This is a genomic window from Actinomadura flavalba DSM 45200, from assembly GCF_000374305.1.
Classification (GTDB): Bacteria; Actinomycetota; Actinomycetes; order Streptosporangiales; family Streptosporangiaceae; genus Spirillospora; species Spirillospora flavalba.
On record NZ_KB894099.1, the window covers coordinates 183,010 to 204,821 of the forward strand.

Consider the following 21,812-nt stretch of genomic DNA (forward strand, 5'->3'; position numbering starts at 1 on the left):
CCCGGCTGCCCGGCCGCCCCCGTCGCGCCGCCCCCTGCGACGCGTCGATCTCCTGTCTCGCCCTGACCCGGGGTTCCCGTGGACCGGTCGTCCGGCGCGGGGAAGGCCGTGCGGTACTCACCGGCCGGGAATCCGCGCCGCTGCTCACCACGGCCGGCGCGGTGGCCGCCGCCTGCCGCGTCCTGGCCGCCGCCCGGTTCGCGGTGGCCGTCCGCGCGACGGTCGCCGTCGCGTTGGCTGCCACTCACCGGATGCACTCCCGCTGGGAATCAGTTCATGTGACGAAGGTGAGGTGTTCGTTCCGGCAAAGAGTACGACATCTCCACGTAATCTGGTCCGCCAGCACTTACAGAAAAAAGCGAAGGATTCTCGGACTCAACGGAGATCATCGGCCAGACCCGCCCACCTGCCGCCGATCCCGTCGATCCGGACGACCCGCTCCTCATCGCCTTCTTCCGCCTTCCGAGAAATGATCATCTCCAGTCGATCTTCGGCCAGCCCCTCGGCCAGGCCCTCCCCCCATTCGACGACGGTCACGGACTCCTCCAGGGAGGCGTCGAGGTCGAGGTCGTCCAGCTCGGCGAAGCCCCCGAGCCGGTACGCGTCGACGTGCACGAGCCCCGGCCCGCCGACGAGCGACGGATGCACCCGCGCGATGACGAACGTCGGCGAGGTGACCGGCCCCCTGATCCCGAGCCCCTCCCCGAGCCCCTGGGTGAACGTGGTCTTCCCCGCGCCCAGGTCACCGGTGAGGACGATCAGGTCACCGGCCCGCACCAGCCCGGCCAGCCGCTCCCCCAGCGCCTGCATCGCCTCGGCGTCGGGCACCTTCACGTCCACGCCCTGCTCACCCTTCCCGGCCGACCGCCGCCCCGGCATCACGACACCGCCTGTTCGAGCTCCGGCCGGAGCCGGGTGATGAGGCGGCGGACCGCGTCGGTGACGTCCGCCGGACGTTCCAGCGGAAGGATGTGCCCGGCGTCGGCGAGTTCGACCAGGTCGGTGCCCGGAAGCGCCTTGGCCAGCGCGCGCCCGTGCTCGGCCGGGGTGAAGCGGTCGGCCTCGGCGACGAGCACCACCGTCGGGACGCGGGCGAGCGCGTTGAGCGCCGCCAGCTTGTCGTGGCCGGTGAGCGATGGATAGAACTCCGCGATCACGTCGATCGGAGTGGCGCGGATCATCCGTTCGAGGAAGTCGACCACGGACGGGCTGATCTGCGGGTCGGCGAAGGCCATCCGGCGGGTGATGACGAACGCCAGGTCGCCGCCGACGGCGCGGGCGCGCTCGACGAGGGCGGCGCGGCGGCCGAGGCCGCGCAGCGTGCCGGGCGTGAGCGGCCGCAGCATCTTGGCGACGGCGAGCGGCAGGCCGAGCGTCATCTCGCGGAGGTCGCCGGACGAGGTGTTCACCAGGATCGCCCCGACGACCCGGTCGCCGAACAGCTCGGGACGCCGGTCGGCCAGCGCCATGATCGACATCCCGCCCATGGAGTGCCCGACGAGCAGGACGGGCATCCCGGCCGGGACGGCCGCGCTCAGCACCTTCTCCAAGTCGGCGCCGGTCTGGTCGATCGTGGCGCTGAGCGGGTCGCTGCGGCCGGACCGGCCGTGGCTGCGCTGGTCCCAGAAGACGAGCCGCAGGTCGCCCGACTCGGCGGCGGCGCGCAGATCGCGCCGCTGGTAGTGCCAGGTGTGCTGCGTCAGGCAGTAGCCGTGGCAGAACACGACCGCGAGGGCGGCGTCGCCGGGGCCCTCGACCTCGACGTGCAGCGGCAACCCGTCGTCGGCGGTGACGGGCACCGTCTCCCCGCTGAGCAGCCCGAACGGCTCGTCGGCCTCGGGGTCGGGCCGCATCCGGACGCGCCCCACGGCGAGGTGCCGCACCCCCATCGCCGCGCCGACCCCGGCGGCGCCGACGCCCGCGACGATGCCGGCGATGCCCGCCTTCCTGCGCCTGCTGACCATCCCGGCCCCTTCCCTTCGCATCTTCCGCACACTGCGACCCGCCCCCGGCGGCATCCCCGCCGCGGCGCCCTTCTCACCCACCGGCCCCGCCCCCGTACGCGCACCCGTCTCCCTGACCGTTCGCCTCACCCGTCAGCGGCGCCCTCCACGGTGGGGAGGCCCGTGTAGACGCGGGGAACGCGGGCGCCGACGCGGGTGACGATCTCGTAGGAGATGGTGCCGAGCGTCTCGGCCCATTCCTGCGCGGTGGGCTCGCCGTGGTCGCCGGGCCCGAAGAGGGTGACCTCCGCACCGGCGGCGAGGTCGTCGTCGCCGAGGTCGATGACGAACTGGTCCATGCAGACGCGGCCCGCGATGCGGCGGCGGCGCCCGGCGGCCAAAATCTCCAGCGTGTTGGAGCCGTGCCGCGGGACGCCGTCACCGTAGCCCGCCGGGACGACCGCGAGGGTGGTCGCGCGCTCGGTGACGTAGGTGTGCCCGTAGGAGACACCGCTGCCCGCCGGGACGCGCTTGACCAGCGCCGTCTCGGCGGTGAGCGTCATCGCCGGGCGCAGCCCGAACGTGCCCAGCGCCGGGACGGGCGTGAGGCCGTAGACCGCGATGCCGGGCCGGACCAGGTCGAACCGGGCCTCGGGCAGCGTGAGCGCCGCCGCCGAATTGGCCAGGTGCCGCACCTCGAACCGCGCCCCGGCCTTCTCCGCCAGCTCGGTCATCTCGGTGAACGCCGCCACCTGCCGGGCGATCGACGGATGGCCGGGCTCGTCCGCGCACGCGAAGTGCGACATGACGCCCACGACGCGCAGCACCCCGGCGGCCTCGGCCGCGAGCGCGGCGTCCACCAGGGCGGGCCACTCGGCCGGACCGGTGCCGCCGCGCGACATGCCGGTGTCGGCCTTGAGGTGGACGCGGGCCGGACGCCCGGCGGCGACGACGGCCGCGCGCAACTCGTCGATCATCCAGGGGGCGCCGACGGTGAGGTCGAGCCCGGCCGCGACGGCCTCGGCGTACGGTTCGCCCGGCACGCTCAGCACGACCAGCACCGGCGCCCCGGCCACCCCGGCGGACCGCAGCGCCAGACCCTCGGCGACCCGGGCGACGCCGAGCCACGTCGCGCCGCCCGCGAGCGCCGCCCGCGCCGCCGGGACGAGCCCGTGCCCGTACGCCTCGGCCTTGACCATCGCCATCACGGCCGCACCGCCCGCCCGCTCGCGCAGCAGCGCGACGTTCCCGGCGATGGCCCCGAGATCGACGCGGGCCTCTACTGGACTCCTCATGGTCACCAAGTGTGCCCGCCCCCGACACCTGCCCGGGGCGTTCTCCCGACCCTGTGGATAACTTTCTTCGGACTTCCCGACGTGCGATGACGCGCGCCCGGGGAACCCGCGTCAGTCCAGCGTGCGGAAGGCCGCCGGAAGGGACCGGATGACGTCGGTGGCGCTGATCGGGCTCTCGCCGGGACCGTCGCCGCCGGCGGCGATCCGGGCCGCGAGACCGTGCAGGTAGGCGCCCGCGGCGGCGGCCTCCAGCGCGGGCATGCCGCCGCCGAGCAGGGCGCCGATGAGGCCGGACAGGACGTCGCCGGTGCCCGCCGTGGCGAGCCAGGGCGTGCCGGTCGGGTTGACGCGGACGGGCCGGTCCTGTTCGGCGACGAGCGTGGTCGAGCCCTTGAGCAGGACGGTCGCGTCCAGCTCGACGGCCGCGCGCCGCGCGAACTCCAGCCGCCGCGCCTCGATGTGGTCGCGGTCGGCGCCGAGCAGCCGCGCCAGCTCGCCCGCGTGCGGCGTCAGGACGGTCGGCGCCTCCCGGCGCAGCAGGTCGCGGCGGCGGGACAGGACGGTGAGCCCGTCGGCGTCGACCAGGACGGGCAGCTCGGTGGCGAGCGCCGCCGCGACGATCTCCTCGGCGGCGTCGCCGGTGCCGAGCCCGGGCCCGACGACCCACGCCTGCACGCGTCCGATCGCGTCGAGCATTCCGGGCCCGCCGCCGAGCACGGACGTGATCGCCTCCGGCCACCGGTTCCGCACCAGCTCGACGGGGTGCGCGCTGGACGCGAACCGCACCATCCCGGCCCCGGCGTGGACGGCCGCGCCCGTGCACAGGACGGCGGCGCCGGTGTACTCGTCGCCGCCCGCGACGACGCCGACGACGCCGCGCCGGTACTTGTCGGACTCGGGCCCGGGTTCGGGCGGCCGGACGTCGTCGGGCCGCGCCGCGACGACGTCGGGGTCGGCCAGGTGGGGCCCGATGCCGATGTCGACGAGTTCGATGACGCCGCAGTACGCGGCGCCGGGGTCGATGAGCAGCCCGGGCTTGTGCGTGCCGAACGTGACGGTGACGTCGGCGTGCACGGCGGCGCCCTCGACGCGTCCCGACCCGGCGTCGACGCCGGACGGCACGTCGCACGCGACGACGACCCCCGCCGCGAGCGCGGCCCGCCGGGCGAGCGCGGCGTGCGGTTCGCGCAGGCCCCCGGCGCCGCCGATGCCGGTGAGGCCGTCGATGATGAGGTCGGCGGCGTCGATGGGCGCGTCGGCGGGCGCGGCGACGCGCCCGCCCGCGGCGCGCAGGGCGGCGAGGCCGCCTTCGTGCGCGGACGATCCGGCCAGCACCGCGACGACCTGCGCGCCGCGCCCGGCGAGCCGCGCCCCGGCGTACAGAGCGTCGCCGCCGTTGGCGCCGCCGCCGATCAGCAGGACGATCCGCGCCCCGTACACGTGCGGCAGCAGCCGGGCGCAGACGCCCGCGAGCCCGGCGGCGGCGCGGCGCATCAGCTCGCCGTCCGGTGTGCGGGCCATGAGGGCGCGTTCGGCGGCCCGGACCTTCCCGACCTCGTGCGCGTACCGCATCTCACGCCCCCCGCTTCGTCTGGCGCGCCTCGGCGATCACGACCGCCGTGGCGATGCCCCCGTCATGGCTGAGCGAGACGTGCCAGTCGGTGACGCCGCGGGCGGCGGCGGCCGACGCGACCGTCCCGGTCACGTGCAGCGTGGGCGGACCTCCGGCGGCCCGGCGGATCTCGGCGTCGGTCCAGAGCAGGCCGCCGGGCGCGCCGAGCGCCTTGGCGAGCGCCTCCTTGGCCGCGAACCGCGCGGCGAGCGACCGCGTCGGCAGGTCGCGTTCGCCCGGTGTGAACAGTCTCGTCCGCAAACCGGGGGTGCGCCGCAACGCCGCCTCGAACCGTCCGATGTCCGCGACATCGATTCCCACGCCCACGATCACCTACCCAGAGTGCCATGGAGATCATGCGTCACTGGCGTCCCTTCACCATTTGAACCCTGGTTAAGGCCGTGACGGTGCGCTAGCGTCTGATTTGGTGCAACTTCCAGTGCCATGGAGGAAATGAGGCGTCAGTCGCTATCGCTCCGGTGACGCATCATCCGTCCGCACCAGTGATCAAGGTGTTTTACGGCACACTGCATCGTATGGGCACCCCTCCCGGCGAAGGTAGCCAGCCATGAGCAGGATCAGCGGCCCGACCGTCACCCAGCGGCGCCTGGCGCTCGAACTGCGACGACTCCGCGAACACAGCAGGCTGACCGGCGACGAAGTGGCCACGCGGCTTTCCTGGTCGACCGCCAAAGTGAGCCGGCTGGAGAACGCCCGCACGGGAGCGCGCGTTTCGGACGTCGCCGACCTGCTGAAACTCTACGGAGTCCAGGGCCAGCGGTTCCAGGAACTCGTCACGCTCGCCACCGAGGCGACCCGGCGCGGCTGGTGGGAGGACTATCCGGCGCTGACGCCGGGTTACGCGGAACTGATCTCGCTGGAGTCCGAGGCCGACGCGGCGCTGCTGTGGGACACGATGCTGGTCCCGGGCCTGCTCCAGGCCGAGGGTTACGCGCGCCACATCGTCGGCGCCTGGAACATCGTGGCCACCAAGACGCCCGCCGAGATCGAACGCTGGATCGAGGTGCGGCTGCGCCGTCAGCACGTCCTGACGCGCGATTCCCCGCTGGTGATCGACGCGATCCTGGACGAGTCGGTCCTGCACCGCAAGGTCGGGACGGCGCGCGTGATGGCCGAACAGATCGACCACTTGCGCACGGTTTCGGCGCTCCCCACGGTGAACCTCCGCATCCTTCCCCTCGACGGCGTGCACCCCATCCTCGCGACGTCGTTCGCGCTCCTGGAGTTCGCCCCGTTCCACGAGGTGACGTTCCCGGACATAGTTCACATTGAGAGCCTTACCTTTAGTTACCTGGAGAATGAGGCAGATACGCATATGTATCGCCTCGCGCATCGCAGTATGTCGGAAGTCTGCCTTCCCGTCGCCGAGACACAGGCGCTGCTAATGGCACTCCGCGACCGATGGCTCGCCCGTGACGAAGACGACTCTCCGCGCGCAGATCCTGGCCGCAATAGCTGATAGTGTTCGACCACATCCCTGGTTAGCCCGCCGTAGGTTATGCATGACCGTGCACCGCCTCTTCAACGGCGAGCCGAAAAGCCATCCGCCGACTCCGGACAATCCCGGCAGTCGGCCTTTGGTGTCCACTGCGGCCTTTCCCATGCGCCGCCAGAACCAAGAGGTTGCCTTGTCTGTTGCTGAATCCGCCGGCCCGGCCTGGCGACGCAGCTCGCGCTGCACCACCACGGGGACGTGCGTCGAGGTCGCCGCCCTGCCGAGCGCGGTCGCGACGATCGCGGCCCGCGACACCAAGCGCGGCGAGCAGAGCCCGATCGTCGCCTTCAACGGGGGCGAGTGGCGCACCCTGCTGTCGGGGATCAAGGACGGGGCCTACGACCTGTAAGCTCCCGCGTCCCGCACGCACGACGATCGAGGGCCGAGTCGATCGGCTCGGCCCTGCGCCCTCCCCGGTTCGGCGGACGACGGACGACGGACGCGAACCTGATCGTCGAATCACTCAGCGGGCTATCAAAGTCGCCACGCGGACAAGACCGATCAGCATCATTTCTGGCACTCCACGATGAATGACCGCGTCGGCCCCGCGTACCTTTCCCGGGACGACAGGTACCGTGAAAGTTGCAACGCCAGGTGTCGAACACGACGAAACGCCGCAGCGGCACTTCCCCGGACATCAACGCCTGGGTATCCGCGCGGCCAGGAAGCCGAGTCCCCGGGGCCAGATGATCAACTTCGGCCGGTGGGTACAGTTCCGCTGACGATGGCGTCACTCCGGCCAGATCACTTCCACCCCCCGGCAGGAGGCCCGATGCCGAGACAAGGCACGCCCGTCCCCCACTGGAGAACAAGCAGCCGCTGCGCCGCCACCGGAACGTGCGTCGCCGTGGCCCTCGTCGGCCCGCGCCTCATCGGCATGCGTGACACCACGGTGCCCGAGACGACGTCCGACCATGTCCTGACCTTCGACCCGGCAGCCTGGCGGGCGTTCGCCCACGGGCTCAAGGCAGGTCTGGCCGACCTGCCGGGCCGCCCCGGCGGCCGCTGACCGCCGCCCCGAGCCGCGCGGGGCACGACGCCGTCGGATCAGGCGATGCGGACGCCGGACGGGAGGATGCGGACGGGAGTCCGGAGGCCGCGCACGGCCGAGCCGAGGGCCAGGCCGGCGAGGGCGAGCTGCACCGCGAGGCCGTACGGCCAGACGGGGCCGCCCTCGCCGGGGTCCGTCCGGTACGAGCCGTCCGGCCGGTAGGACGGCTTCGGCTCGCGCATCTCGCGCAGGTCCCGGCTCAGCTCGCCGAGCAGGTCGCCGTCGACGTCGTCGTCCACGACGACGCGCCGCCCGCTCCGCAGCGTGACGATCTCGTGCCGCGCCTCCAGTCGCGGGGCGGCGTCCGCCAGCACCACGACGGGATTGGGCGACATGACCCACCACGCGTGGTTGCGTGCGGTCCCGGGTCCGTCCAGGTCCCCGCCACGGGTCGCGAGGCCGTCGAAGATCGCGCCCACCACCATCGTCCCGACGAGCAGCCCGAACACCGTCAGGTACGACAGCAGCACCGACGTGACGCCCCGCGCGACCACGCCGGACCAGCCGAGGGAGAGCGTCACCACGACGCCGACCTGCACGATCATGATGCCGACCACCGCGAGGTGGTGGAACGGGCTCACCGCGCCCTCCAGCACGGGCACCAGCGTCACCGGCAGCGCGAGCACCAGGACCGTCGTGCCGGTCCCCCAGGCGGCGGCGAGCTTGCCGAGCGCGATGTCGGCCGGGCTCAGCCGGGTGACCTGGAGGGCGGCGAGCGTGCCGCGCTCCCGGTCGCCGTTGATCGCCTGGCCCGACAGCGCCGGCGCGATGAGCAGCACCAGCACCAGGACGGCCAGCATGACGCTGCCGAACATCACCAGCGCCGCGTCGTCGCCCACCCCGATCGTCAGCCGGAACAGCAGCCCGAGGCCGTTGACCAGGACGAACCACACGGCCAGCAGCGCCTTCCAGTGGCCGGTGCGGATGCGGGTGCGGAACTCCTGCCGGGCGATGAGCCCGATGCCTGCGAGCGTCATGCCGCTCCGCCTTCCGTCATCGCGAGGTAAGCCGAGTCGAGGGCGCCCCGGGCGGGCGCGAAATCGACGACGGGCACGTCCCGCGCCGTCAGGTAGGCCAGCAGCGCGGCGGCGTCGGCGTCGGTGAGCGGCCCGACCTCGGCGCCGCCGGGCAGGGAGGTGATCTCACCGACGCCGGGACGGGCGGCGAGCGCCGCCGTCAGCGCGGCGGGGTCGAGGGCGTGGACGCGGCGCCGGACGCGCTGCGCGGCGGGCGCGGCGGACGAGTGCGTCGCGGCGATCCGGCCGCCGTTCATCAGCACGACCTCGTCGGCCGTCTCCTCCAGGTCGGCCAGCACGTGACTGGACAGCAGCACCGCCATCCCGTCGCCTGCGAGCCTGCGCAGCAGGTCGCGCAGCATCAGCCGGGAGTGCGGATCGAGCCCGGAGGCGGGCTCGTCCAGGATCAGGACGCGGGGCCGGTGCACGAGCGCCCGCGCGACGCCGAGCCGCTGCTTCTGGCCGCGCGAGAGCACGTGCACGGGGACGTCCGCGTACTCCTCCAGGCGGACCAGCGCCAGCAGCGCGCGCAGGCGCCGGGCTCGCTCCGCGCGGGGGGTGCGGTGCGCGGCGGCGAAGAACGCCAGGTACTCGGCGGCGCTCAGCCGGTCGTAGACGCCGAGGGTGTCGGGCATCCAGCCGAGCATGTCGCGGACGCCGCCCGGGTCGGTCGCGGCGTCGCGTCCGGCGATGTGGACGGAGCCCGAGTCGGGGGCGAGGAGCGTCGCCAGCATGAGCATCAGCGTCGTCTTGCCCGCGCCGTTCGGGCCGATGAGCCCGGTGATCCGCCCGTAGGGGACGGCGAGGTCGACGCCGCGCACGACCTCGTGGGTGCCGAACCGGCGCGTCACCTGCCGCACCGCGATGCCGTCGTCCACCGCCACCTCCCGCGTCGGAAGGTGAGATGCGCCATGGCGCGCGGCGGTTCCCGGCTATTCGACCGTGACGGACTTGGCCAGGTTGCGGGGCTGGTCGACGTCGTGGCCCTTGGCGGTGGCCAGCTCGCACGCGAACACCTGGAGCGGCACCGTCGCGACGAGCGGCTGGAGCAGCGTCGGCACGGCGGGCACGCTGATCAGCGTGTCGGCGTACGGCTCGACGGACGTGTCGCCCTCCTCGGCGATCACGATCGTGCGGGCGCCGCGCGCGCGGATCTCCTGGATGTTGGAGACGATCTTGTCGTGCAGGACGTCGCGGGCGCGCGGCGGCACCACGACGACGACGGGCAGGTCCTGCTCGATGAGCGCGATCGGCCCGTGCTTCAGCTCACCGGCGGCGAAGCCCTCGGCGTGCATGTAGGCCAGTTCCTTGAGCTTGAGCGCGCCCTCCATCGCGACCGGGAACCCGACGTGGCGGCCGAGGAACAGCACGCAGTGCTCGTTGGCGAGCGACCGCGCCAGTTCGCGGACCGGTCCCATCGTCTCCAGGACCTGGTCGAGCTTGTCGGGCATGCCGGACAGCACCTTGATCATGTCGCGGACCTCGTCGCCGAACTTGGTGCCGCGCACCTGGCCGAGGTAGAGCGCGATCAGGTAGACGGCGACGAGCTGCGTCAGGAACGCCTTGGTGGACGCGACCGCGATCTCCGGCCCGGCGTGCGTGTAGAGGACGCCGTCGCACTCGCGCGGCAGCGTCGAGCCGTTGACGTTGCAGACGCCGAGCACCCGGGCGCGCTGCTCGCGCGCGTGCCGGACCGCCATCAGCGTGTCCATCGTCTCGCCCGACTGGGAGATCGCGATGACGAGCGTCGACCGGGTGAGGATCGGGTCGCGGTAGCGGAACTCGTGCGCCAGCTCCACCTCGCACGGCAGGCCCGCCCAGTGCTCGATGGCGTACTTGGCGATGAGGCCCGCGTGGTAGGCGGTGCCGCAGGCGACGATGACGACCTTGTCGATCTCGCGGAGCTGCGCGTCGGAGATGCGCATTTCGTCGAGGGTGAGGCGCCCGTCGGCGCCGATGCGGCCGAGCAGGGTGTCGGCGACGGCGCGGGGCTGCTCGGCGATCTCCTTGAGCATGAAGTAGTCGAAGCCGCCCTTCTCGGCAGCGGAGACGTCCCAGTCGACGTGGTACTCGGTGACGTCGGCGGGGGCGCCGGAGAAGTCGGTGACGACGACGCCGTCGGCGCGCAGCTCGACGACCTGGTCCTGGCCGAGTTCGATCGCGTCGCGGGTGTGGGCGATGAACGCGGCGACGTCGCTGGCGAGGAAGTTCTCCCCGTCGCCGCGGCCGACGACCAGCGGCGAGTTGCGGCGGGCGCCGACGACCAGATCGGGCTCGCCGGTGTGCACGGCGACGAGCGTGAAGGCGCCCTCCAGGCGCCCGCAGACGCGGCGCATCGCGTCGGCCAGGCCCGCACCGGCCTTGACCTCGTCCTCCAGGAGGTGCGCGACGGCCTCGGTGTCGGTGTCGGACGTCAGCGTGTGCCCGTTCTCGGCGAGTTCGGCGCGGAGCGCGGCGAAGTTCTCGATGATGCCGTTGTGGATCACCGCGACGGTGCCGGAGCAGTCGGCGTGCGGGTGCGCGTTGGTGTCGTTGGGGGCGCCGTGCGTCGCCCAGCGGGTGTGCCCGATGCCGGTGGACGCGGCGGGCGGCGGCGCCTCGTCCAGCGCCTTGCGCAGGTTGACGAGCTTGCCCGCGCGCTTCTCGACGGCGAGTTCGCCGCCCGCGACCAGCGCGACGCCGGCCGAGTCGTAACCCCGGTACTCCAGCCGCGCGAGACCCTCGACGACGACGTCCAGCGCCGGCTGCCCACCGACGTACCCCACGATTCCGCACATGGCGGCCAGCCTATGTCGTCGCCGGGGTGTTTCCCACACGGCCCGCCCGGACGCTTGCCGATCAGTGACATCGACCACACGCGACCGTGGCCCCGGGCCTGACATGCGCGCGCCGGGTCCGCCGTCGTGCCAGGGTTCCGTTATGACCGTCGACGTGCCGGGCCTCTATGCGGACGTGTCACGCGAGGCGTGGCGGGACCTGGCGGCCGGAACGCCGCTGCCCCTCACCGACGCCGAACTGACGGCGCTGCGCGGCCTCGGCGAGCCGATCGGCCTCACCGAGACCCGGGAGATCTACCTGCCGTTGGCGCGGCTGGTGAGCTCGCTGCGCGACGCGAACGGCGGTGTGCACGGCGCCGTCGCCGCGTTCCTCGGCGAGACGGCACGGCCCGTGCCGTTCATCGTGGGCGTGGCGGGCAGCGTCGCGGCCGGGAAGTCGACGGTGTCGCGGCTGCTGCGGACGCTGCTGGCGCGCGGCCCCGGCAACCCCGCGGTCGACCTGGTGACGACCGACAGCTTCCTGTACTCCAACGCGGAGCTGGCCGGGCGCGGGCTCGCGGACCGCAAGGGGTTCCCCGAATCGTACGACCGGCGGGCGCTGGTGCGGTTCGTCGCGTCGGTCAAGGCCGGGGCGCCGGAGGCGGCCGTGCCCGTGTACTCGCATCTGGCGTACGACATCGTGCCGGGGGCGCGGCACGTCGTGCGGCGGCCCGACATCCTCATCGTCGAGGGCCTGAACGTGCTCCAGGCGCCCGCGCCGGGGCGGCTCGGCATCGCGGACCTCTTCGACTACTCGATCTACGTGGACGCCCGCATCGAGGACATCCGCCGCTGGTACATCGACCGCGTCTTCGCGCTGCGCCGCACCGTCTTCGCCGACCCGCGCTCCTACTTCCACCGCTACGCCCACATCGACGAGGACGAGACGGCCGCGTTCGCCCACCGCGTCTGGCGCGACGTCAACGAGGTCAACCTGGTCTCCAACATCCTGCCCACCCGCGAGCGCGCCCGGCTCGTCCTCGCCAAGGACCGCGACCACGCCGTGCAGCGCATCCGCCTCCGCCGCGTCTGACGGCTAGTCGGCGGAGGCGACCGTCAGGGAGCGGAGGCGGGTGATGGCCAGCAGGACGCCGGCGACGGTGACGGTGGCGAGCAGGGTCAGTGACAGCGGGAGGGAGACCGACGAGTCGATCTGGGAGGCGCCGGTGAGCGCGTCGGCGATGGACAGCGACCACTGCTGGACCGAGACCGTTCCGGCGGCGGGGGCGAAGCTGGCGAGCAGCGCCTCCCAGACCAGCGCGTAGATCAGGCCGATCGCGACGGCGTTGCGGCTGGCGACCGCCAGGGCGGTGAACACGGCCGTGTACGCGACGGCTCCCGCGAGCATGGCGACGGCGTAGGCCGGGACGACGCCCGCCGTGGTGCCGGTGAGGATCAGCCCGGCGAGCGTCACGGGGACGACCGCGAACCCGACGACGAGCACCAGCGCCACCACGAACTTGGTGATGATCACCGTGCGGCGCGGGACGGGCGTCGTCAGGACGTACATGATCTGGCCGTCGTCGATCTCCGGGCCGATGACGCCGGTGCCCGCGATGAGCGCCAGCAGCGGCAGCAGCGTCGCGACGCCGAGGGCCTGCAGAACGTTCGCGGAGATGTCGAGGTCGGCGGTGCCGGTGACGCGCAGCAGCAGCGCCAGGACGAGCAGCGCCCCCGGCAGCAGGAACAGCAGCACCGCGCGGCGGCGCCCCAGCATCGCCCGGAACGTGATCATCGCGATCGTCGAGTTCATCGTGCCACCAGGTAGGAGAAGACGCTTTCCAGGGACTCGTCGGACGGGGCCACTTCCCACAGGCGGATGGACGCGTCCCGGGCCAGGCGCGGGAGGAGCCAGGTGAAGCGGGCGAAGTCGACGGCCTCGATCTCGACGCCCTGCGCGGTGAGGTTGACGCTGCGTGCGGAGCCGTCGGCGATGAGTGCGGCGGCGAGGGCGCGGTCGTCGGTGGAGCGCAGGGTGAAGCGGTGCGGGCGGTCGGTCATGAGGCGGCGGATCTCGCGGAAGTCGCCGGAGGCGGCGTGCCGCCCGGCGACGATCACCTCGATGTGCTGGGCGAGGCGCTCGACCTCCTCCAGGATGTGCGAGCTGAACAGGATCGTGCGGCCCTCGGCGGCCATCCGCCGGATGAGGTCCATGAGCTGGAGGCGCTGACGCGGGTCCATGCCGTTGAACGGCTCGTCGAGCAGCAGGACGGCGGGGTCGTGGACGAGCGCCGACGCCATCTTGATGCGCTGCTTCATGCCCTTGGAGTACGTGCCGATCGAGCGGTCGGCGGCGGGCTGCATCTCGACCAGCGCGATCGCCCGCGCGGCCGCCGCGCCTGGATCGGGCAGCTTGTGCAGTTCGGCCATGGCCCGCACGAACCGGCCGCCGGTGAGGAAGTCGTAGGCGGCCTCGCGCTCGGGGACGAGCCCGAGCGTGCGGTACACGTCGGGGTTGCGCCAGACGGGGGCGCCGTCGAGCGCGACCGTGCCGGACGACGGCTCCAGGAAGCCGCCCATCATGTGGATGATCGTGGACTTGCCCGCGCCGTTGGGGCCGAGCAGCCCCGTCACGCCGGGCCCGATCGTCATCGAGACGCCGTTCACGGCGACGACGTTGCCGTACCACCGCGAGACGCCGTCCAGTCTCAGCTCGCTCACGCGTCTCCTCCGTCGGTGCGGGCCCTCGTCGCCGGGCGGTCCACGGTGCTCACGACAGCCCCGCCTTGCGGTACCGGCGGCCCAGGATCGGGATCGCCAGCGCGACGATCGCCACGCAGATCGCCAGCGCGGCGAGGCCGCCGCCGATGCCGGACGGCGCGCCGAGGGCCGTCAGCTCGGCGCCGAGCAGCCGCACCTGGACGATGTCGACCAGGTTGAACGGCGACAGCAGCCCCAGCCAGCCGACGAGGGTGAAGTTGGTCCGCGCCTCGGCGATGCCCTGGAGCATCGAGACGAACGCGGTGCTGATCATGTAGAAGGCGATGACGGCCGCGACGCCGAGCCCGCGCCGCGCCGTGAACGCCGCGATGACCAGACCGAGCGACGCGAGCACCAGCGCGAACACCGCGCAGCCGACCAGGGCCCCGGCGGCTTCGAGCGCCTGGGTGCCCCGGTCGGGCGTCTTGGCGATGAGCGAGCCGATGTAGAGCGTGATCACCGGCGCGGCCAGCAGGACGAACAGCGCCGTGGCCATCGCGCCGAGCTTGGCGAGCACGAAGTCCAGGTGGCCGACCGGGCGCGAGAAGTACAGCGGGACGACGTGGAAGCGCAGGTCGCGCGAGGCGAGCACCGGCGCCTGCGTCGCCAGGAAGATCGCGACGACGACCTGGAGGTAGATCGCGTACGCCGAATAGCGGATCAGCTCGCCGGGCATCTTGGTGGCGACCGCGATGGCGACCGAGCCCAGCGCGGGCAGCAGCACGATCGCGGCGAGCAGGAACGGCAGCACCTTGGACCGAGCGGGACGGCCGAGCCCCCACGCCGCGCGCAGGTTGTGCAGGTACAGCGACCGCCTCACGTAGCCGCGGCCGAGCCGGGGACCGTCGTAGTGGCGGTAGCCGATGTCGTGGATGGCGCTCGTCATCGCATCGCTCCCTGGGGCGGCGCGGGCGGGGGAACCGGCGCGGTGAAGACCTCTTCGATGCGGTGCCGGCGCTGTTCGAGCCGGACCAGGCGCAGGTCGAGGTCGACGACGGTGTCGCGGATGAGGTCGTAGGTCTGCTCGCCGGCGATCTCGACGGCGAGGACGCGGCCGTCGGGCCGGACGGCGGCGCCCGCGGCGTGCAGCCGTTCGCCGAGGACGTCGCGGCCCTCCTCGACCTCGACGACGAGGGTGCCGCTGGCCTCGGTGAACGACGCGACCGCCTGCGAGCGCAGCAGCCGCCCGCCGTCGATGATGACGACGTGGTCGCAGACGCGTTCCAGCTCGCCGAGCAGGTGCGAGGTGACCAGGACGCTGATGCCGAACTCGGCGCCGATGCGGCGGATGAGCGCGAGCATCTCGTCGCGCCCGGCCGGATCGAGGCCGTTGGTGGGTTCGTCGAGGAAGACCAGGCGCGGGTCGTGCACGAGCGCCTGCGCGAGCTTGACCCGTTGCCGCATGCCGGTGGAGTAGCCGCCGATGGGGCGGTACCGCTCCTCGTAGAGGCCGACGTGGCGCAGGACGTCGGCGGCGCGCTCGCGGGCGGCCGTGGCGGGCAGCCCGCTCATCCGCGCCATGTGCACGACGAACTCGGTGGCCGAGACGTCCGGCGGGAGGCACTCGTACTCGGGCATGAACCCGACGAGCGCGCGGATCTCGGCGCCCTGCCGGGCGATGTCGAGCCCGAGCACCTCGGCGCGTCCGGCGGACGGCGGCAGCAGCCCCAGCAGGATCTTGATGAGCGTGGACTTCCCGGCGCCGTTGGCCCCGACCAGGCCCACGACACCTGGCTCCACGGCGAACGTGAGGTCGTCCAGGGCGGTCACCCTGGGGAACCTCATCGTCAGCCCTTCGGCGGCAATGATCGGCATGTCCCCGAACCTAGCGGCTCCCGCCCGCCCCGACCTCAGCCTTTCGGCCCTTTCCCCACCGCCTCACGGCCGACTCATCCCGGCCCGTGACTGCGACGGAGGTAGGGGCCCCGCACCGTCGCACGTAGCATCGGCGCCCGCGTTATGGCACGTTTAGGGCGCTCGGATGGGGAATGTGTGGGCGCACAGCGGAAGATGGGTGGGCTTGAGGTGCGGAACGGGCTCCGGTCGCGGACTGTCGCGACGGCACTGGGCGTGGCGGTGGCGTTGACCGGGGTGGCCGGGTGCGAGGGGGACGTCGGCCTCACCGAGCCGGGGGCGGGCGCGGACGGCGGAGCGCCGAGCGCCAAACCGGCCGGGCAGGACGTGCGGAAGGCGCGCTCGGCGCTGTCCGGGCTGCGGATCGCGAGCGAGGGGTCGGGGTCCGGGTACGCGCGCACCGAGTTCGGGGTGCGGTGGAAGGACACCGACCGCAACGGCTGCGACCAGCGCAACGACGTCCTCGCGCGCGATCTGGAGTCCGTCGAGCGGCAGGGCAAGTGCGTCGTCGTCGCCGGGAAACTCGACGACCCCTACAGCGGCAAGTCCATCAGCTTCCGGAAGGCCGACGCCGCCGAAGTGCAGATCGACCACGTCATCCCGCTCGCGCTCGCCTGGCGCATGGGCGCCGCGCGGTGGGCCGAGGACAAGCGGGAGAAGTTCGCCAACGACCCCGCGAACCTGCTGGCCGTCTGGGGCGTGCCGAACCGGCAGAAGAGCGACAAGGGCCCCGCCGACTGGAAGCCGCAGAAGGCGTTCCAGTGCGCCTACGGCGTCCGCTACGTCCAGGTCGCCGACTCCTACGGGCTGCCCGTCACCCGCGCCGACCACGACGCCCTCCAGGACTTCCTCAGCCGCTGCTGACCCGGACCGGGCCGCCCCGCCCGGGGACGGCCCGGAACGTTCTACCGCAGCGCGGTGCGGACGACGTCGGCCAGCCGCTCGGCCGCCGAGCCCGCCTCCTCCTGCGTCGGCGCCTCGACCATGACGCGCACCATCGGCTCGGTGCCGCTCGGCCGGATCAGCACGCGGCCGGTGGTGCCGAGCGCCGCCTCCTCCGCCTCGATCGCCGCCGACAGCTCCGGCGACGTCTTCACCCGCGTGCGATCGACGTCGCGGACGTTGACCAGCACCTGCGGCAGCCGCGTCATGACCTTGGCCAGCTCGTCCAGCGGACGGCCGCTCCGCGCGACCGCCGCGAGCAGGTGCAGGCCCGTCAGCACGCCGTCGCCGGTCGTCGCGGAGTCGAGCATGATGACGTGCCCGGACTGCTCGCCGCCGAAGTTGTAGCCGTGTTCCTTCATCGACTCCAGCACGTACCGGTCACCGACGGCCGTCTCCACGACGTTCAGCCCCGCGTCCCGCATCGCGATCTTGAAGCCGAGGTTGGACATCACGGTCGCCACGACGGTGTCGCCCGCCAGCTTCCCGGCCTCGCGCAGCTCCAGCGCCAGGATCGCCATGATCTGGTCGCCGTCGACGACGTCGCCCGCCGCCGTCACGGCCAGGCACCGGTCGGCGTCGCCGTCGTTGGCGATGCCCGCGTCGGCGCCGTGCTTGCGGACGGCCTCCGCGAGCGCGTCCAGGTGCGTCGAGCCGCAGCCGTCGTTGATGTTGAGCCCGTCCGGCGCGGCGCCGATCGTGACGACCTCGGCGCCCGCGCGGCGCAGCGCCTCGGGAGCCACCTCCCACGACGCGCCGTTCGCGCAGTCCACGACGACCTTGAGCCCGTGCAGCGACACCGGCAGCGTCGTCAGCAGGTGCGCGACGTACTGCTCGACGGCGCCGTGCGCGTCGCGGACGCGTCCGACGCCCGCGCCCGTCGGCGGCGTCCAGTCGGTGCCGAGCGCGGCCTCGATCCGGTCCTCGATCTCGTCGGCGAGCTTGTAGCCGCTGCGGTCGAAGAACTTGATGCCGTTGTCGGGCGCCGCGTTGTGCGACGCCGACAGCATGACGCCGAGGTCGGCGTCGAGCGTGCTGGTGAGGTAGGCGACGGCGGGGGTGGGCAGGACGCCGAGCCGCAGCACGTCCACTCCGGCGGACGCGAGCCCGGCGACGACGGCCGCCTCCAGGAACTCGCCCGAGGCGCGCGGATCGCGCCCGACCACCGCCAGCGGCCGGTGCCCCTCGAACGCCCCGGCCTCGCCGAGGACCCGCGCCGCCGCGACGGACAGGTCCATGGCCAGCGGCGCCGTCAGGTCGCGGTTGGCCAGCCCGCGCACGCCATCGGTCCCGAACAGACGACCCACAGTTCCACTCCCGGAAAGACGAAAGACCGCGCGAACCCGCCCCCCGGCCGTCGCGTGGTCGAAGCTGGTGTCTACATACCCCCGGAAACGCAGACGAGCCGCCGCGCCCCCGCGTTCCCGTCCGGCCGAAACCGGATCGGGAAAGCGAGGGGCACGACGGCTCGTGCCACGGGTCAGCGCTTGCTGTACTGCGGAGCCTTACGGGCCTTCTTGAGACCGGCCTTCTTACGCTCGGGCACGCGCGCGTCGCGGGTGAGGAAGCCCGCCTTCTTCAGCGCGGGGCGGTAGTCGATGTTGCCGAACTGGAGGGCGCGGGAGATGCCGAGGCGCAGCGCACCGGCCTGGCCGGTGGTGCCGCCGCCGGACACGCGGACGAGGACGTCGAACTGGTCCTCCAGGCCGAGCAGCACGAACGGCTCGTTCACGATCTGCTGGTGCACCTTGTTCGGGAAGTACTGGTCGAGGGAGCGGCCGTTGATCGTCCACTGACCGGTGCCGGGCACGATCCGGACGCGGGCGATGGCCTGCTTGCGGCGGCCGGTGCCGGCGGCGGGGCCGGTGGCGACGGGCTGGCCGACGAGGCCGGCCTCGGCGGCGTCGGGGCTCTCGGTGCTGTACTCCGACGGGGCGTCTTCGTACGTGTCGATCTCGGCGCCCTCGACGGGCGTCTCGGTGCCGGACTGCTCGGTCACGGTTCTCCTAGGAAGGTCTTCTGGCCAGGGCGGCGGACCCGCGTGCGTGCGGGCGCCCCGGCGGCCACTGTTGCGGAAGGTCGTACGGGGTGCTGCGGGTGTTACTGCGCGATCTGCTTGATCTCGAACGCCTCGGGCTTCTGCGCCTGGTGCGGGTGCTCCGGACCGGCGTAGACCTTCAGCTTGCCGAACATCTGGCGGCCGAGGCTGTTCTTGGGCAGCATGCCCTTGATCGCCTTCTCGACGGCGCGCTCGGGGTTCTTCTCCAGCAGGTCGCCGTAGGACACCGAGCGGAGTCCGCCCGGGTAGCCCGAGTGGCGGTAGGCGCGCTTCTGCTCACGCTTGTTGCCGGAGAGGGAGATCTTGTCGGCGTTGATGATGACGACGAAGTCACCGGTGTCGAGGTGCGGAGCGTAGATCGGCTTGTGCTTCCCCCGCAGCAACTGCGCGGCCTGGCTGGCGAGCCGGCCGAGCACGACGTCGGTCGCGTCGATGACATGCCACTGACGCTGAACGTCAGCGGGCTTAGGGGTGTACGTGCGCACGGTCGTGGACCTTCGTTCCTTGTCGGCTGTCGGCACGCCCCACCACGGGTGGAGGGGCGCCTTGCGGCGGCGTAGACGTCCCGCCGACCGAGGGACGGCTTGGACTTGGCGCTCGCGGAGGCCGGAACCCGGTCCGAACGAGGGACCGGTGGCCGGCACACGGGCCTGCGTTCTCACCTGCCCGGACGGGGCACGGCGACGACACAGACCACGGCCCGCCAGGATATCCGCCCGCGCGGACGCACGTCAAAGCAACCGGGAACCGCCCACACCGGCCACGTTCCGGCGGGTGCGCGGACCGCCGGGACGGCGGCGCTCCCCCGGTCGAACGGTCATTTAACAAGAATCCGGGCGCATCTGGGACGAAGACGGTAGGGTGCCGCCCGACCGGTCCCCCGCCGGCATGACCCGGCCCGTCCCGAGGAGCACCCCCTGCCCTCCTCCCGCCGCCCCCGCCGTTCCGACCCCTTCGCCCATCTCGACGAGCACGGCCGCGACCGGCCGGGCGAGCTGCGGCCCGCCCCGCGCCCGCCGCGCCGCTCCCGCTCCGGCGTGCTCATCGCGTCCGTCACCGCCGCCGGACTGGCCGTCGCGACCGGCGTCGTGCTCGACCGCGTCCTGCTGCCCGACGTGCGCACCGCACCCGCCGCGTCCACCGACGGCGCCGCCGAACGTCCCGCCGCCGACCCCCTGGCGGCCGACGAGCTCGCGCCGCGCGCCGCCGACCCCACCCGCGCCGCCGCCGCGCGGCCCGGATTCGCGACCGCGCCGCCGCTCAAGGCCGTGCGCGGGCCCGTCGTGAAGCCGTCGGCGTCCGCGTCGGCGTCGCCGTCCACGTCCGCCCGTCCAGGCTCCGGCAACGGCGGCGGAGGCGGCGCGCCGGCGCCCAGGCCGCCGTCCGGCGGTGGCGGTGGCGGTGGTGGCGGCGGTGGCAACGCCGCCGAGGTGGCCGTGGTGTCGCTCACCAACAAGGAACGCGCGAAGGCGGGCTGCCCCGCGCTGCGCACCGACGCGCGGCTCATGACGTCCGCGCGACGGCACTCCGCCGACATGTCCGCCAAGAACTACTTCTCCCACGACTCGCAGAACGGCGACTCCCCGTGGAAGCGGATGGAGGACGCGGGCTACCGCAGCCCCGGCGCCGAGAACATCGCCAAGGGGCAGCGCACGGCCGCGTCCGTCATGGACGCCTGGATGAAGAGCCCGGGACACCGCGCGAACATCCTCAACTGCAAGCTCAAGGCCATCGGCGTCGGCATGGTGAGCAGTGGCGGACCGTACTGGACGCAGAACTTCGGCTGGTCGTGACCGTGCGACGGCACGTCGTCCGAGGCCGGGCCGGGTCCGTTCCGGCCCAGGCTCCGGGCACGGTTGGGTAAGGTCACGGCCATGGGTTACCCGGGCGATCAAGGCAATCCCGGCGGCGTTCCGTGGGAGCGGCGCGAACCGTGGGCTCCCGACGCGGAACGGTCCGGCGGCGCCCCCCGGGGCGACGACGGCTGGACGCCGCAGGGCGGCGGCCACACCGGCGGGCAGCCCGTCGTCGGACCGGCGTCCCGCATGGACGGTCCGCCCCACGACGACCGCTTCGACGACCCGGGCGCGGCCACCCGGCACGCGCCGCCGAGCGCGTTCGGCGCCGAACCGCCGGAGGGCCTCCCCGTCGCGGGCCGCGCCGCCTGGCAGCAACAGGGCGGCGCGTACGACGACCCCGGCCCCTACGACGGCGGACGCTACGAGGGCCCGCCCGACGAGGGCTTCACCGACCGCGGCGACGACGCCCCGCGCCGGTCGCGGCGGCTGCCGCTCGTGATCGCCGGTGCCGCCGTCGCGGGCCTGGTGCTGATGGGCGCCGGATACGCGGGATCGTCCATGCTCCAGGACGACGAGAAGAAGCCCGCCCCCCAGGCGGCGCCCGCCGCCGAGACGCCCGAGCCGTCGGCGTCACCGAAGCCGAGCGTGTCCCCGCTCGACCCCGTCAAGCTCAAGAGCCGCGCCACCGACCCCAAGCCGATGACGCTCGCCGAGGCGTTCGGCAAGGCGACGTACACGGCGGGCGGCCAGAAGTACACGCGGACGGCGTGGAAGTCGGGCTCGTGCACCGGCGCGGTGACCGGCGCGTCGTTCGCGGCGGCGGTCAAGAAGGCCGGGTGCAGCCAGACGCTCCGCGCCACCTACGCGCGCAAGGACGGCAAGCTCGTCGGCACCGTCGGCGTCCTCAACCTCAAGACCGAGAAGGGCGCCAAGTACGCCGAGCGCGCCGCCGCCGCGCAGAACGCCTACCTGCGGCCCGTCCCGGGCGGCGGGCACAGCCGGACGATCGGCAAGGGCGAGGCGCTCGGCACCGCGCAGGCGCGCGGGCACTACCTCGTGATGACGTGGGTCCAGCGGCCGGACGGCAAGAAGATCCCGGCCGCGCACCACAAGACGGTCGCGACGTTCGGCCAGCAGATGATCAAGGGAAGCAACCTCGGTTTCGCCCTCGCCTACCGGGAGACCGAAGGCGTCCCCTTCAAGAACTGA

The 21,812-nt window shown here is 73.1% G+C and carries 22 protein-coding genes; 7 read left to right on the forward strand and 15 right to left on the reverse strand.

Translation table 11 applies throughout. The features are described from left to right. Positions 1 to 375 precede the first annotated feature (375 nt). The 5 genes from tsaE to C229_RS0123385 form a co-directional block, all read right to left on the reverse strand. On the reverse strand, positions 376 to 879 hold the full coding sequence (gene tsaE, locus C229_RS0123365; RefSeq protein ID WP_051109073.1) for a tRNA (adenosine(37)-N6)-threonylcarbamoyltransferase complex ATPase subunit type 1 TsaE: 504 nt from the start codon (positions 877 to 879) through the stop codon (positions 376 to 378). Next, positions 879 to 1,964 carry an alpha/beta fold hydrolase gene (locus C229_RS0123370; RefSeq protein WP_026314088.1) on the reverse strand — a complete coding sequence of 362 codons (1,086 nt, stop codon included), beginning with the start codon at positions 1,962 to 1,964 and terminating at the stop codon, positions 879 to 881. Before C229_RS0123370 ends, tsaE begins: the two co-directional genes overlap by 1 nt. 125 nt (positions 1,965 to 2,089) lie before the next feature. Then, a complete protein-coding gene (gene alr / locus C229_RS0123375) occupies positions 2,090 to 3,238 on the reverse strand; it encodes an alanine racemase (protein ID WP_018657539.1) in 1,149 nt (382 codons plus the stop codon). 111 nt (positions 3,239 to 3,349) lie between these two features. Then, the gene (locus C229_RS0123380) at positions 3,350 to 4,810 is read right to left on the reverse strand and encodes a bifunctional ADP-dependent NAD(P)H-hydrate dehydratase/NAD(P)H-hydrate epimerase (protein WP_018657540.1); all 1,461 of its coding nucleotides are present in this window, start codon (positions 4,808 to 4,810) and stop codon (positions 3,350 to 3,352) included. A gap of 1 nt (position 4,811) precedes the next feature. Continuing rightward, entirely contained in the window at positions 4,812 to 5,171 is a 360-nt protein-coding gene (locus C229_RS0123385; protein ID WP_240487375.1) for a holo-ACP synthase, read from the reverse strand. Between the two features lie 247 nt (positions 5,172 to 5,418). Between C229_RS0123385 and C229_RS0123390 the strand changes: the two genes are divergently transcribed. From C229_RS0123390 to C229_RS34465, 3 genes are all read left to right on the forward strand, one after another. Then, positions 5,419 to 6,330, forward strand: a complete 912-nt coding sequence (locus tag C229_RS0123390; protein ID WP_018657542.1) for a helix-turn-helix domain-containing protein — start codon at positions 5,419 to 5,421, stop codon at positions 6,328 to 6,330. A gap of 43 nt (positions 6,331 to 6,373) precedes the next feature. Further along, the gene (locus C229_RS0123395; RefSeq protein WP_240487376.1) at positions 6,374 to 6,715 is read left to right on the forward strand and encodes a DUF397 domain-containing protein; all 342 of its coding nucleotides are present in this window, start codon (positions 6,374 to 6,376) and stop codon (positions 6,713 to 6,715) included. A 423-nt stretch (positions 6,716 to 7,138) separates the two neighbouring features. After that, entirely contained in the window at positions 7,139 to 7,375 is a 237-nt protein-coding gene (locus C229_RS34465) for a DUF397 domain-containing protein (protein ID WP_026314090.1), read from the forward strand. 38 nt (positions 7,376 to 7,413) lie between these two features. On the opposite strand, the gene C229_RS0123405 is transcribed toward C229_RS34465, so the two are convergent. From C229_RS0123405 to glmS, 3 genes are read right to left on the reverse strand one after another with little or no spacing between them, the layout of a single operon-like run. Next, entirely contained in the window at positions 7,414 to 8,394 is a 981-nt protein-coding gene (locus tag C229_RS0123405; protein WP_018657545.1) for an ABC transporter permease, read from the reverse strand. Continuing rightward, positions 8,391 to 9,311 carry an ABC transporter ATP-binding protein gene (locus tag C229_RS0123410; RefSeq protein WP_018657546.1) on the reverse strand — a complete coding sequence of 307 codons (921 nt, stop codon included), beginning with the start codon at positions 9,309 to 9,311 and terminating at the stop codon, positions 8,391 to 8,393. The genes C229_RS0123405 and C229_RS0123410 overlap by 4 nt, the downstream gene beginning before the upstream one ends. A gap of 54 nt (positions 9,312 to 9,365) precedes the next feature. Beyond that, positions 9,366 to 11,210, reverse strand: coding sequence for a glutamine--fructose-6-phosphate transaminase (isomerizing) (gene glmS / locus C229_RS0123415; RefSeq protein ID WP_033424698.1), 1,845 nt, complete (start codon positions 11,208 to 11,210; stop codon positions 9,366 to 9,368). 142 nt (positions 11,211 to 11,352) lie between these two features. Between glmS and coaA the strand changes: the two genes are divergently transcribed. After that, positions 11,353 to 12,282, forward strand: coding sequence for a type I pantothenate kinase (gene coaA / locus C229_RS0123420; RefSeq protein WP_018657548.1), 930 nt, complete (start codon positions 11,353 to 11,355; stop codon positions 12,280 to 12,282). A 3-nt stretch (positions 12,283 to 12,285) separates the two neighbouring features. On the opposite strand, the gene C229_RS0123425 is transcribed toward coaA, so the two are convergent. From C229_RS0123425 to C229_RS0123440, 4 genes are read right to left on the reverse strand one after another with little or no spacing between them, the layout of a single operon-like run. Then, complete coding sequence (locus C229_RS0123425; protein ID WP_018657549.1) at positions 12,286 to 13,002, reverse strand: ABC transporter permease; 717 nt, start codon at positions 13,000 to 13,002, stop codon at positions 12,286 to 12,288. After that, a complete protein-coding gene (locus C229_RS0123430) occupies positions 12,999 to 13,910 on the reverse strand; it encodes an ABC transporter ATP-binding protein (RefSeq protein WP_018657550.1) in 912 nt (303 codons plus the stop codon). Before C229_RS0123430 ends, C229_RS0123425 begins: the two co-directional genes overlap by 4 nt. A gap of 49 nt (positions 13,911 to 13,959) precedes the next feature. Then, positions 13,960 to 14,835, reverse strand: a complete 876-nt coding sequence (locus C229_RS0123435; protein ID WP_018657551.1) for an ABC transporter permease — start codon at positions 14,833 to 14,835, stop codon at positions 13,960 to 13,962. Further along, positions 14,832 to 15,764 (reverse strand): ABC transporter ATP-binding protein, encoded by a 933-nt coding sequence (locus tag C229_RS0123440; RefSeq protein ID WP_051109062.1) that lies wholly within the window; start codon positions 15,762 to 15,764, stop codon positions 14,832 to 14,834. Before C229_RS0123440 ends, C229_RS0123435 begins: the two co-directional genes overlap by 4 nt. A 255-nt stretch (positions 15,765 to 16,019) precedes the next feature. Here C229_RS0123440 and C229_RS0123445 point away from each other — a divergent pair, with 255 nt between their 5' ends. Then, positions 16,020 to 16,667, forward strand: a complete 648-nt coding sequence (locus tag C229_RS0123445; RefSeq protein WP_018657553.1) for an HNH endonuclease family protein — start codon at positions 16,020 to 16,022, stop codon at positions 16,665 to 16,667. A 41-nt stretch (positions 16,668 to 16,708) separates the two neighbouring features. On the opposite strand, the gene glmM is transcribed toward C229_RS0123445, so the two are convergent. From glmM to rplM, 3 genes are all read right to left on the reverse strand, one after another. After that, the gene (gene glmM / locus C229_RS0123450) at positions 16,709 to 18,052 is read right to left on the reverse strand and encodes a phosphoglucosamine mutase (protein ID WP_026314092.1); all 1,344 of its coding nucleotides are present in this window, start codon (positions 18,050 to 18,052) and stop codon (positions 16,709 to 16,711) included. Between the two features lie 173 nt (positions 18,053 to 18,225). After that, a complete protein-coding gene (gene rpsI / locus C229_RS0123455) occupies positions 18,226 to 18,744 on the reverse strand; it encodes a 30S ribosomal protein S9 (RefSeq protein ID WP_018657555.1) in 519 nt (172 codons plus the stop codon). Positions 18,745 to 18,845: 101 nt separating this feature from the next. Further along, a complete protein-coding gene (rplM, locus tag C229_RS0123460) occupies positions 18,846 to 19,289 on the reverse strand; it encodes a 50S ribosomal protein L13 (protein ID WP_018657556.1) in 444 nt (147 codons plus the stop codon). Between the two features lie 552 nt (positions 19,290 to 19,841). Between rplM and C229_RS0123465 the strand changes: the two genes are divergently transcribed. Both C229_RS0123465 and C229_RS0123470 read left to right on the forward strand, forming a co-directional pair. Next, entirely contained in the window at positions 19,842 to 20,597 is a 756-nt protein-coding gene (locus C229_RS0123465; RefSeq protein WP_018657557.1) for a CAP domain-containing protein, read from the forward strand. 81 nt (positions 20,598 to 20,678) lie between these two features. Then, positions 20,679 to 21,812 (forward strand): hypothetical protein, encoded by a 1,134-nt coding sequence (locus C229_RS0123470; RefSeq protein ID WP_018657558.1) that lies wholly within the window; start codon positions 20,679 to 20,681, stop codon positions 21,810 to 21,812.